Here is a 13,028-nt window from a genome sequence, read left to right as displayed (position 1 = left end):
CGCGCGCTTGGTTCTGTATTAAGTAATAGCGACAGGAAAATTGAAAAAATATTATTTCATATTCAGCAAGACTGACTTGCTGCTTCAAAAACAAAAAGATGGCTCATTGTCTATCCCCTTGTGCGATGACGTTCCGGTTGAGGTAAAACCGTGGACGCACATCATGGATGTGTCGCCAATGGATGATGGAACGCTGGTAAAAACCTTAAATGTGGACAGCTCGCGACAAATAACCATCACCGATGTGACCCTGCGCGACAGCGGCCACGAATTTGTCGGGTTGCGACAATCATATTATCATCTCTCCAGCGAATTGTATCTCAAGGCTGGCAAGTGCAGCGAACTGCTATATTGGGATCGTAACACCCAATTTTGTGGTGTGTGCGGTGCGCCCATGCGCATGCACACCGACATATCCAAGAAATGTTCCGAGTGCGGCAAGGAGGTTTGGCCACAATTGGCTACCGCTGTCATCGTGTTGATACATAGAGGCGACGAGGTGCTGTTGGTGCATGCCAAGAACTTTAAATCAGACTTCTATGGATTGGTGGCAGGATTTGTGGAGACAGGCGAGACGCTCGAGGAGGCTGTAGCCCGCGAGGTGATGGAGGAGACCGGACTTACCATCAAGGATATCACCTATCAACGTTCGCAACCATGGCCCTACCCCTGCGGCCTGATGGTGGGATATACCGCTGCTTATGTCTCGGGTGACATACAGCTGCAACGTTCAGAGCTCAGCAAGGGTGGATGGTTTCGATACGACGAGATGCCCAAGATACCGGAAAAACTTTCCGTAGCCAGAAAACTCATAGATCAATGGCTGGCTTCTGTCAAGAAAACACCTGCTGATTTTCACGAACCAACGACACGGTTTAAAAAAGATGCGCCCTCTACAAAAATCAAACAATAAATAGTCCAATGCAAATCTTAGAAAAAGCACTCGGTTTTAACAACAACATCTCATCACCGCGCGCGGAGATAGTGGCGGGAGCCACCACTTTTCTCACCATGAGCTATATCTTGGCCGTCAATCCCGCCATTCTCGCCACAACAGGCATGGACAAAGGGGCGGTCTTCACGGCGACCGCGCTTGCCTCCGCTATCGCGACGCTACTGTTGGCTTTCATGGCCAAGCTACCCTTCGCCCAAGCGCCAAGTATGGGCCTGAACGCTTTTTTCGCCTTTACGCTATGCCAGGCCATGCGCTACACATGGCAACAGTCATTGGCTATACTCCTGATAGAAGGGCTGGTGTTTCTTTTCATCACGTTTTTCAACATTCGAGAGATGATACTCTACTCCATCCCCCAAAATTTGAGATATGCCATTTCGGCAGGTATCGGAATGTTCATAGCTTTCATCGGATTGAAAAACGCGGAGATTATCGTGCCCAAAGATGGCACTTTCGTGGGATTGGGCGAGTTTACGCCTGTCTCCATATTGGGTATAATAGCCATTATGTTGAGCGGCATACTGATGGCAAGGCAAGTGAAGGGGGCTCTCTTTTATGGCATTGTCATCGCTACGATAATAGGCATTCCGATGGGAGTGACAGTGCTGACCGACAATTGGATACCCATATCCGCTCCACATAGCCTTGAATTGACATTTTGCCAATTTGATTTCAACGGATTGTTGAATTACAATACGCTCTTGGTGATAATATCATTGCTCATCGTTAATATATTCGACACCGTTGGCACACTCGTGGGCCTGGCCCAGAAAGCCGGTTTCGCGCGGCCAGATGGAAGCATTAGCAGAGCCAAAGAGGCCATGATGAGCGACGCCATCGGCACCACGCTCGGCGCCATGCTGGGCTCGAGCACCATCACTACCTATATTGAGAGCGCGTCGGGTATCGCCGAGGGTGGCAAAACCGGTATGACGAGCTTCATGGTAGGTGCGCTGTTCTTGTTGTCTCTATTTTTCTCCCCTATCTTCTTGCTCATTCCGGCAGCCGCCACCTCGGGCGCGTTGGTACTGGTGGGCGTGCTCATGCTCGACTCGGTGAAGAAAATTGACTTGAGTAATGTGGGCGAGGCATTTCCCGCATTCATAACGATGATAACCATGGTGCTATGTTATAGCATAGCGGATGGCATCTGCTTGGGCATCCTGAGTTATGTCATCCTAAAACTATGCCTTGGCAAATGGCAAGAGCTTAACTGGACATTAATGGTACTCTCTGTGGTGTTCATACTTAATTTTATATACGCATAGCTGAAATTCCAAGATAAACGCTTTGCCATTAAACTTATATTATGTACATTTGCAAACTAAAATTTTAGCATTACAAAATGGACTGGTTAATCAATCTCTTTGCCACGCAAGACTCCATCGCTCACATTGTTATCTTATACGCTATCGTTATATCTGTTGGAATTTTATTGGGTAAAGTAAAAATTGGAGGTATTTCGCTCGGCGTCACGTTTGTGCTGTTCGCCGGCATCTTGGCTGGACATGTCGGCTTTACGGCCCCCACGAACATACTTACGTTTTTACAAGACTTTGGGCTTATCCTGTTTGTGTTCTGCATCGGATTGCAAGTGGGCCCCGGTTTTTTTGAGAGCTTTCGCAAAGGCGGTGTCACCCTCAACTTGTTGGCCATGTCGACAGTGGTTCTGGACGTGCTGATGATGTTTGCTTGCTATTTCTTGTTTTTCGACACAAGCAACCCATTTAACCTTCCCATGATGGTGGGCACATTATTTGGAGCGGTCACGAACACTCCGGGGTTGGGCGCCGCCAACGAGGCTTTGGGAGCGGTGTTTACAAATGGAAACATTCCGCAGATAGCCAATGGGTACGCTTGCGCCTACCCACTTGGCGTGCTCGGTATCATTGGCGCCACAATAGCTATAAGGTATATTACCCGAACGAGAATCGAAGAGGAAGAAGCTAAGCTGGAAGAAGCCGAGGAGGAAAGTCCGCATGCCAAGGCGCACGCCATGACTTTAAAAGTGACCAACCCACCAATAGCCGGCAGAAACCTTATGGAGATTTGCGAGTTCCTAAATCGAGACATAGTATGCTCCCGCATTTGCCATAATGGACAGGTACATACCCCTAAACACGACTCGGTATTCAACATCGGTGACGAAGTGTTGATCGTTTGCGCGGAGGCGGACGCCGAGGCCGTTGAGGCGTTTATAGGGCCGGAGATCGAACCGGAGTGGGATATACACGAAGATGCCAACAAGCAACACATGGTATCAAGACGTGTGGTGGTGACAAATCCAAAGATGAATGGCAAGACTTTGGGGAAAATGCATTTCTCAAGCGTGTACGGCGTAAACATCACGCGCATATCTCGCCAAGGTATGGATCTCTTCGCCAGCAGGAACCACCACTTCCATGTGGGCGACAAGATTATGGTTGTGGGACGAGAGGACAATGTGGACCGCGTGGCTGAAATGATGGGCAACTCGGTCAAGCGACTTGACGCTCCAAATATTGCGACTATATTCATAGGCGTGTTGATAGGTATTGTTTTCGGAAGTATTCCAATAGCCATTCCGGGCGTGCCCGTGCCATTAAAATTGGGCTTGGCGGGCGGACCGCTTATCATAGCGATACTTATAGGCAGGTTCGGATACCGCATGAAACTGGTGACATACACCACCAACTCTGCCAACATGATGCTTCGTGAATTTGGCTTGGTTTTGTTTCTCTCAAGCGTGGGCATCAAGGCCGGCGCCGGATTTTGGGAAACCGTGACACAGGGAGACGGCCTAAAATATGTATATACAGGTTTCCTTATCACTGTTATACCTATTCTTATTATAGGGACTGTCGCGAGGTTGAAATACAAGTTCAACTACTTCACCATCATGGGAATGATCGCGGGAACTTACACTGACCCACCGGCATTGGCTTATGCCAACGCCAGTTGCAGCAGGGAGGCGCCAGCCGTGGGGTACTCGACGGTTTATCCGCTCAGCATGTTCCTCAGAATACTGTCTGCCCAGATAGTGGTTCTCTTTTTCTGTGGAGCGTGACGCAAAAAACATCCATGTCTTTGGGGAGACAAAAGCGCGTGGCGGCTTGCGATATTATTGCGTAACGGGACAATGGAAATCGAAAATTCCAAGAGCCAAAAGCATATGGCTAAAAGTTTTCCTCTATCGGAACGGCCATAGTCAATGGCTCTTGGAAAAGTGTTAAAATAGGTATGCTGCCTCCTGTGGTTTTCGTTACCTCAAGGGTCTCTGTCCGGTATTGGCACAAAAAGACGCGAAAACGGAATGTTTTGTTTCCAATAATTTGGAGGATCAAAAAAAATATAATACCTTTGCACACGCAAATCGCCGATATGGCTCAGTTGGTAGAGCAACGCATTCGTAATGCGTAGGTCCCCGGTTCGAGTCCGGGTATCGGCTCTCTATCCTATGAGATGGATAGATTTTTTTAATGTCAAATTGACATTTGTTGTTTCTGTGTTTGAAAATTGCGGAATTAGCACATCGGTAGTGCGCGGGCTTCCCAAGCCTGAAAGGCGGGTTCGACTCCCGTATTCCGCTCTTGGTAGTATTTGATCAATGTTACCACCTAAACGAAGACTTATAGTCATCCTATCCCATTACGTACAAACCTTGTTTTAATTACTGCCTTGTTGTTTTTTTTAAGCAAAGAAGAGCATTTGCCAGAGCATTTGTTCTGTTGTCCTGATACGCCAATTCGCTACATCTGAAATATTGGATTCGTTAAAGTCTAAGACTTTCCAATTTATTATAATAATATTCAATTCAAACTATTGAAAACCATGTTGTTACTTTCAAAATGACAAAAAAAAGACGAAATTTAACATGTATTAACCGCCTGATGTTTTTTTCTAAAAAAAAATGTGGTACTTTTACAGCCAAATTTAAAGGATCAAAAACCTAAGTTTAATACTTTTACTAACTTAAATCTATGAAAAAAAGACTATTTTTGTCTATGCTATTCTCCTTTATTCTATCAGGAATAGCTATGGCGCAGTCAGAAATTTCCGGAACGGTTATTTCTAAAGACGATGGCGAACCTATTGTCGGCGCGACCGTACAAGTGATTGGTACGGGCGTGGGAGCTATCACGGATCTTGACGGTCGTTTCCATGTAACACTACCCAAAGGTAAAACTACCCTTCGTATCTCATACGTAGGAATGGAAACTATAGACTTGAAAGCCAAACCAAGCATGAAGATAACGCTTATACCTGTGTCTAAAGGCTTGGACGAAGTGATTGTTGTCGCGTATGGTACGGCAAAGAAATCCGCGTTCACGGGCTCGGCGGGCGTGTTGAAAGAAGATGAAATCTCCAAAGTACAAGTGACCAACCCAGTTGACGCGTTGCGTGGAAAGGTTTCCGGTGTGCAGATGACCCGTCAGTCGGGACAGCCCGGTGGATCAGCTCCGGCAATCCGCATTAGGGGTATCAGTTCAATCAATTCAGGTAACGCGCCTTTGATAATACTCGACGGCGTGCCTTTTGACGGTGATATGAACTCTCTCAACCCCGCTGATATCGAAAGCGAAACTGTATTGAAAGACGCAGCATCGGCGGCCCTGTATGGCGCACGTGGTGCCAACGGTGTGATTATTATCACCACCAAAAATGGCCGGAAAGACCACGCTTCCATCACGTTTGACGCCAAGTGGGGCGCAAACAGCCGAATGCTGCCTGACTATGAATATATCTATCATCCTGCGGGATATTATGAAATGTGGTACAAAGGCTTGTACAACTATGCAATTGACAAACGCAAATCCTCGCCTTTGGAAGCGTATAGATTTGCCAATGAGAACATTACATCAAACAGCAGCTTTGGTTTAGGATATAATGTTTATAACGTTCCAGCCAATGAGTATTTGATTGGCAAGAACGGAAAGTTGAACCCTTACGCTACATTGGGCAATGTTATCACAGCTCCTAACGGAACCAAATACATGCTTTATCCGGACAATTGGATAGACGCCATCTATAAAAACAGCATGCGTCAGGAATACAATCTGTCCGCAAATGGCAGCACGGATAAATCAACTTTTTTTGGATCGGCGAACTATCTCAAATATGATGGTATATCTCCCAACTCCGATTACAGCCGTTTCTCCGGACGTATGAAAGCGGATTATCAAATGAAACCTTGGTTGAAGCTCGGCGGAAACTTCAGTTACACACACTATAAGTCCAACTCTCTAAGAGATGGAGGTAAAGGTGAGGCTCCAGACAATGTCTTTGCCATGGCTACCATAGCTCCTATTTACCCTCTCTATCTTCGTGATGAGAACGGCAATATCATGACTTTCGCTAATGGAGGAATACCTGCATACGACTACGGCGATGGTCAAACATTAGGCATACCAAGAGCTTTCTTGCCCAACGCGAACGGTCTTTCAGACAACTTGCTTAACCAAAACGGCCAAGAAGGCAACTCTTTCAGCGCCATTGGGTTCGCTGAAATACGCTTCCTCAAAGATTTCAGGTTCACTACAACCAACAGTGTGTTCGTCGATGAATACAGAGGAATAACCACGCACAACCCTTGGTTGGGTCACTATTCCGCTCAAAGGGGTGCCGTACAACGTTCACACGATAGAACATGGAGCTACAACTACCAGCAGTTGCTCAACTGGCATCACGAGTATGGAGCGCATGAGGTCGAGGCAATGCTTGGACATGAATATTACCGTACACGTGGTTACAACATATTTGGCGAACGCCAAAAAACTTTCTCAAACGAGAGTAGCGAGATGAACCAGGCTGTATTGGTTATCGACACAGGCTCTTCTATGGGCGACTACAACACCGAGGGATGGTTCGGGCGCGTTCAGTACAATTATGACCAACGCTATTTTGGCTCGGTGTCCTATCGTCGCGACGCCTCCTCTCATTTCCATCCCAAACATCGTTGGGGTAATTTCTGGTCAATGGGTGGTGCCTGGTTGATGAGCAAAGAGTCTTGGCTGAAGACCAATTGGATAAATGAATTAAAACTGAAAGCATCGTATGGAGAGCAAGGAAACGACCGAATCGGTAACTTCCGCTATGCTTATATGTACAACATTGTCAATTCAAACGGTGAGCTTGCCATTACACCTGCAACGGTAGGAAATGAGGAAATCACATGGGAAAAAGGTGGAAACTTCAACACCGGTATTGATTTCTCGCTCTTCGGAAGCAGGTTAAGTGGTTCTTTGGAATACTTCTACCGTACCACAACAGATATGTTGGCTTGGTACACACTGCCTGGAACAACTGGTTACAAAGGCTATTACAAAAACATTGGAAACATGGCCAACAGCGGAGTTGAGATAGAACTTAACGGAGACATCATCCGTACTAAGGATTTCACATGGTCCGCGCACTTGAATTTTACGACATATAAAAACCGTATCACCAAGTTGGCTAAAGAAAGCAAGAACGCTGTTGTAGACGGCGTTGAGGGCTATATGTCTGATGGTTACTTCTATGGCGAAAATCAGCCACTCAACGTATTCCGTATGTATCGCTACGCAGGCGTTGACCACAAAACGGGCGAGGCCTTGTATTACAAGAACGTCTACGAGACCGACGCTAATGGCAAGCGTGTGCTGGACAGCAAGGGGCAACCCATTGTGAAAGAGTTAACCACCGTAAAAACAACGGGCGACGCCGACTATTACCTCTGTGGCACATCACTTCCGGATGGCTATGGTGGGTTTGGTACATCCGTTAACTTCAAGGGATTTGATTTCTCCATTGACTTTGCTTACCAAATTGGCGGTCAATACTACGATGAAACCTATGCCAGCGCCATGTCGCTCAGCCGTGGCTACGCCTTCCATAAAGATATGTTAAAGGCTTGGTCAGCAGAAAACACAGAATCGAACATTCCACGTATACAGTGCAATGACGAGTTCTCGACAGCTTACAGCGACCGCTTTTTGATCAATGCGTCAAGCCTGTCATTACAAAACATCACCTTGGGGTATACACTTCCGACTAAGTTAACCACTTCATGGGGTTTGGAGAAAATACGCGTTTATGGCGTTGCTGACAATGTATGGTTGTGGTCGAAGCGCCAAGGCATGGACCCAAGACAAAGCATTGATGGTACTGGTAACAATGTGAACTATTCACCAATACGTACCATTACAGGTGGTATATCGATCACATTCTAACTTAAAAAAATAAGAAAAATGAAACTTTCAAATATAATCACAAAAGCATTTGTGGGCTCGTTTATGTGCTCTTCGCTGCTCACAAGCTGTATAGACGAGACATTCCCAACGTCTAAAGCTACAAAAGACCAAGTTGGCAAATCGCCCACGGCAACCGAGGCGATGGTCAACGCTATCCCTGCTTATGCCAAAGCTGTATGGTGGTCATGGGACATTTCATACAGTTGGGGAATCGGTGCCATGATGCACATCCGCGATGTCATGACCGAAGATTTGGCCACCGTGGACAATAAGTTCGATTGGTTTTGGCCGTGGGCAAACTGTACCGGCATTGGCCAAGACAGACTTTGCACTCAATTCCTGTTGGAATATCCCTACAAATATATTTTGAACACGAACAATGTCATTGGAACCATCGACCCAAAGACCGCGACCGATGAGCAAAAAGGATATTTAGGCGTGGCTCAAGCCAATCGTGCCATGATGTATTTGGATATCGCTCGTATGTTCGAGTTCTTGCCCAACAAAGTGACAAGCAATATCAACGCTGACGGGAATGACGTCACCGGGCTAACCGTTCCTATCATCAAGCCCAACATGAGCAATGACTCCGCGCGTGTGAATCCTCGCGTTACAAAGGAAAAAATGACTGCATTCATTCTTGAAGACCTGAAAAACGCTGAGCAAAACATCATTCATTTGAAGAGCACCCGTGGACAAACTCTCCCCGATTTGTCTGTTGTTTATGGTTTGGAGGCACGCCTCTACCTTTGGATGGGCGACTATGCCAATGCTGAAAAGGCAGCTCGAAACGCTATTAACAAAGCAAGCGTGCAACCCATGACAGAAAAAGATTGCCTTGATTCAAAAACAGGTTTCAACCAAGCTAACAAATGGATGTGGGCTGTTCAATACACCAAGGATGACAAAACGGTCAAAGACGGATGGCTGAACTGGACGTCATGGAAGAGCAACGAGATTAAATACGGATACCTCCAAAATCCATGTAAGCAAATGATTGGAAAGAGCATTTATGACAGAATCAGCGATACTGACTTCAGAAAACTGATGTGGAAAGCTCCAGACGATTCACCTTTGGCCGCTAAAAATGTCTATGTCGACGATCAGTTTAAATCTGTTCTTCCTACATACGCTTCCTTAAAATGGAGACCTGGAAATGGCCGTTTTGATGACATGATTACTGGCGAGTCTACCGCTTACCCACTCATGCGCGTTGAGGAAATGTATTTTATCGAAGCAGAGGCAGCCGCACATCAGGATATGGCACGTGGAAAGAAACTGATAGAAGATTTCATGCGTAACTATCGCGATAAGAAATATTCGGTCACAGCATCCACTAAAGACGCTTTAGTAGAGGAAATTGTTTTCCAAAAAAGAGTTGAGCTTTGGGGCGAAGGACAAACATTCTTCGATGTAAAACGTTTGAACTACTCCGTTAAACGTGGCTATCCCGGCACAAACTTCTATGAGAGATGCAGGTTTAACACCGACGGTCGTCCAGCATGGATGAACATCGTGTTTGTAGACCAAGAGCAAATCAACAATAAAGCGCTTGTAGGATGGAACAATCCTGACCCATCCAACAAATACACGCCTTGGGTAAAGTAACTAACATTGTAACGTAATATCATTAGAAATTATGAAAAAGACATATCAAACCTTTAAGGCTATACTAATGCTTGTGAGCGTAGCGTTTCTCGCTTCTTGTGTTAATGAGTACGAGTATGAGCCTGCCGCAAAACCCGATAGCAGCGTTGCCACACAAAAGGCATATATTCTCACCGAAAAAACAGTCATAGACTTGGAAAATAGCGAACCACAAAAACTTGAGCTTACGGTGGGTCGTCCTGACGCTTCCACGGCCGCTGCCATTCATTTAATATCAAATAACAGCAAATTCAAAGTGCCTCAAAGCGTAGAGTTTAAAGCTGGGGAAAAAACAAAGAAGATCAACGTCAACTTTGACATGCAACCCGCAAGCTCTGAGAAAGTAAATATCAAGGTCGATGACGCGCAAGCCTACGATTATGGTAACACCGAGCTTGACATCACCGTGAACAGATACATCCTGCACCACGCCAATTGGGACAGCTGGTATTATGGATGGATGTTCAAGAATATCAATGTTATGGAATTTCCTAAGGGTACTTACACCATCAAAGGACTACATGCAAAGGCTGAATGGATTGACAGCGACATGGGAACCATTACTTTCTGGAAAGATAGTAAGAACATACTTCACATGAAGCCACAGTACATCCATAAGCAGAAATGGAACAACGATGGCATAAAAGATTTCTGGATTGTTGGTTTTTGGTTTGGTGATAGCGAGAAACTTTGGAAGAAGGCCGACATTGACGCTTTGACCAAGGACGAATGTGGCGAATACCATCCAGATGATGACACTTTCGAGTTATGGTTCCACTGGTACTCTCCCGATTGGGGATGGTGGGTAAACAATCAGAAACCAGAATGGATAGCGTTTTTAGACTAAAAAATGAGCGAAAAATAAAAAGATAACACTTGTTGTTTCTTTTATTAATTGCAACCCAATGGGCGGCGGAATACAGTTCGCCTACAAGCCCATTGGGTTTTTCATACATAGTGATAAATTTGAACGTCATGAAATATAGAACATTTACCTTAATTTTCCTTGCGACGCTTGTGGTCTCGGCTGTCTCGGCAAAGCCCCGAACCTTGGCTCAACTCAAAGCCATCGCCGCTCGACAGTTGGTCTCCTCATCAGATGCAAATGAAACAAGAGCAAACGCCGCCACACGTCTTGTAACGTTGCAGGCCATGTCAAACCTAACTGTAATTGGTGACAAACAGAAGGGCTTTGTGGTGCTTGCCAATGATGATGCCATCGAGGCTGTCGTCGGAGTTTCAAACAAGCCCTATGCCACCAGCACAAATCCCAATCCCGCTTTTCAATGGTATTTGAGAGCTGCCAACGCTGCCGTTGCCTCGCGCTTGGCCAATGGCCAAGCATACAGAGCCGCCATCGCGCCAGCGGCGCCCCTACCCGACCATGTTGCCCCACTCATAGAGACCAAATGGCATCAGGAGGCACCGTTTAACAACGACATACAAAAGGATGATAACGGCAAGCCTTACTTAGTGGGTTGCGTGGCAATCGCCATGTCGCAGATTATGCGCTATTACAAATATCCCACTGTAGGCATTGGATCCAACAGTTACACCAGTCATGGCGAGAACCTCACGGCCGATTTCTCCGCCTCGCCTTACCAATGGGACAAAATGCTCAAGGTCTATGAAAAGTCAAAATACTCTGACGAAGAGGCCAAAGCTGTTTCCGAACTGATGAGACAGGTGGGTATCTCCGTCAACATGAAGTATGAGCCAAACTTCAGTTCGTCATACACAAGCAGCGCGCAAAACGCGCTTATTAAGTATTTTGGCTACAACCCCAACATGAATCGTTATACACGCAATTACTATTCAGAGCAAGAGTGGATGGACATGGTATTTACCGAACTGTCCAAACATCGCCCCATCTACTATTCCGGCAACGATAGGAACTGGAAAAATGGCCATGCCTTTGTTATTGACGGCTACAATAAAGACGGCCAAGTGTATGTCAATTGGGGATGGGGAGGATTTGAGGACGGCTATTTTGATATCGGCATCCTCACCCCTGAAGGCAATGGCGACTACAGTTACAAACAAGATATGATTATCGGCATTCAGCCAGCGCGGGACGGACAATGGAAAAGCCATCTGACATTATACTATGACAATGAGCTAACAATAGAACCGTTTAGCAAGGTAGCCTTTTCCGTGCCTGAAATTCGATTGTGGAACGTGAGCAGCTCCACGCTTGATGGCGAATTCCAACTCGTCATCGAGGGAAATGGCATCCTGCGCGACTTGGTTTCAATTGATTACACGGCAAAAGACAGTTACTGGATATCTTACAAATGGCCAAACCTTAAGCTCCCCGCCGGTCTACCCGATGGCGATTATAAAATCTACCCACGTTTCAAGGACTACAGGGATGCTGATTGGCAAATAGTAAGGGCGGAATACGGCAAAAAGAACAGTGTCATTATTCATGTTGCCAACAGAAAGTTCACCATAAAGAGCAATCAGACCGATTACAATTGGCTGACAGGTATATCAAGCCCCACCACGGCGTCACGTCGGCCAGCTCAAATATTTGATATGCAGGGCCGCAAGATAGCCACCGGAGACTGTTCCAATCTCAATCTGCATGGTATATTTATCGTCAAAGATCAGCGCGGCACGCGCAAAGTTATACTTTGACACAATCTAAAAGCTCACAAGTTTTTGTGAGCTTTTTTGTTTCATATTGTCAGTCAATGGTGTCATGAAGATGCTAACAATTTCTTTTTGTAATAAAGACACAAGTAAAACATTCTGTATACATGGCTCACACAAAATTCTGAAAAACACGTTTAGGGCGAGACGATCAATTTATATTTGTCAAAAAAATATCCTGAAAAAATGCCCTCCCATACATGACATTATAGAGAATAAATAGAATTGTTTCTCGTTTAAAATCATTTTTGTAGCCCCCATATCGCCTTGTCTTTTTGCGATTAACGCTTATTCGTGCCACGTTGAGCGCTCAAACAAGACACGAATGGGCTTTAATCGGCAAGCGATTCGTATCTAATCACGACGCGAATAAGTAGCCAAGGCAACCGCTTAAAAAAACTATTTGCCCAAGTTCGCACCTTTTTCTTTGTATGTTCTTGTTTTATAGCATGTTGAGAAAAACTCCCATTTTTCGCCTGTTTGCAAGCGAATGTGCACCGCTTGACAAATACAGAAGTTTCAAACGTGCTTTTGTCAGATTCTTTCAATGATATTTTTTTTTA

General features: G+C 45.7%; 7 protein-coding genes and 2 tRNA genes. All 9 read left to right on the top strand.

Annotated elements, in window-relative coordinates:
- The first annotated feature begins 40 nt into the window (after positions 1 to 40).
- The 9 genes from nudC to HMPREF1640_RS09340 all read left to right on the top strand — a co-directional run bounded on the left by nudC (position 41) and on the right by HMPREF1640_RS09340 (position 12,450).
- Complete coding sequence (nudC, locus tag HMPREF1640_RS09385; protein ID WP_052051788.1) at positions 41 to 913, top strand: NAD(+) diphosphatase; 873 nt, start codon at positions 41 to 43, stop codon at positions 911 to 913.
- Between the two features lie 8 nt (positions 914 to 921).
- A complete protein-coding gene (locus tag HMPREF1640_RS09380; protein ID WP_036894142.1) occupies positions 922 to 2,223 on the top strand; it encodes an NCS2 family permease in 1,302 nt (433 codons plus the stop codon).
- A gap of 77 nt (positions 2,224 to 2,300) precedes the next feature.
- Positions 2,301 to 4,001, top strand: coding sequence for a putative transporter (locus tag HMPREF1640_RS09375; RefSeq protein ID WP_036894140.1), 1,701 nt, complete (start codon positions 2,301 to 2,303; stop codon positions 3,999 to 4,001).
- A gap of 308 nt (positions 4,002 to 4,309) precedes the next feature.
- Positions 4,310 to 4,382 (top strand) — tRNA-Thr (locus HMPREF1640_RS09365).
- A gap of 70 nt (positions 4,383 to 4,452) precedes the next feature.
- Positions 4,453 to 4,523 (top strand) — tRNA-Gly (locus tag HMPREF1640_RS09360).
- Positions 4,524 to 4,914: 391 nt separating this feature from the next.
- A complete protein-coding gene (locus HMPREF1640_RS09355; RefSeq protein WP_036894137.1) occupies positions 4,915 to 8,142 on the top strand; it encodes a TonB-dependent receptor in 3,228 nt (1,075 codons plus the stop codon).
- Positions 8,143 to 8,160: 18 nt separating this feature from the next.
- Positions 8,161 to 9,771, top strand: a complete 1,611-nt coding sequence (locus tag HMPREF1640_RS09350) for a RagB/SusD family nutrient uptake outer membrane protein (RefSeq protein ID WP_036894136.1) — start codon at positions 8,161 to 8,163, stop codon at positions 9,769 to 9,771.
- A gap of 31 nt (positions 9,772 to 9,802) precedes the next feature.
- Complete coding sequence (locus HMPREF1640_RS09345) at positions 9,803 to 10,657, top strand: hypothetical protein (RefSeq protein WP_036894135.1); 855 nt, start codon at positions 9,803 to 9,805, stop codon at positions 10,655 to 10,657.
- 128 nt (positions 10,658 to 10,785) lie between these two features.
- Complete coding sequence (locus HMPREF1640_RS09340) at positions 10,786 to 12,450, top strand: C10 family peptidase (RefSeq protein WP_231565882.1); 1,665 nt, start codon at positions 10,786 to 10,788, stop codon at positions 12,448 to 12,450.
- Positions 12,451 to 13,028: the final 578 nt, after the last annotated feature.

This window comes from Prevotella sp. S7-1-8 (assembly GCF_000758925.1).
Classification (GTDB): Bacteria; Bacteroidota; Bacteroidia; order Bacteroidales; family Bacteroidaceae; genus Prevotella.
Note: the sequence above shows the minus strand (reverse complement) of the source record. Positions and strands in the feature narration are given on the sequence as shown.

What these genes read in the sequence shown, in the direction of transcription:
- HMPREF1640_RS09380 (WP_036894142.1), top strand. Translation starts at nt 922, where the DNA reads ATGCAAATCTTAGAAAAAGCACTCGGTTTTAACAACAACATCTCATCA.
- HMPREF1640_RS09375 (WP_036894140.1), top strand. Translation starts at nt 2,301, where the DNA reads ATGGACTGGTTAATCAATCTCTTTGCCACGCAAGACTCCATCGCTCAC.
- HMPREF1640_RS09355 (WP_036894137.1), top strand. Translation starts at nt 4,915, where the DNA reads ATGAAAAAAAGACTATTTTTGTCTATGCTATTCTCCTTTATTCTATCA.
- HMPREF1640_RS09350 (WP_036894136.1), top strand. Translation starts at nt 8,161, where the DNA reads ATGAAACTTTCAAATATAATCACAAAAGCATTTGTGGGCTCGTTTATG.
- HMPREF1640_RS09345 (WP_036894135.1), top strand. Translation starts at nt 9,803, where the DNA reads ATGAAAAAGACATATCAAACCTTTAAGGCTATACTAATGCTTGTGAGC.
- HMPREF1640_RS09340 (WP_231565882.1), top strand. Translation starts at nt 10,786, where the DNA reads ATGAAATATAGAACATTTACCTTAATTTTCCTTGCGACGCTTGTGGTC.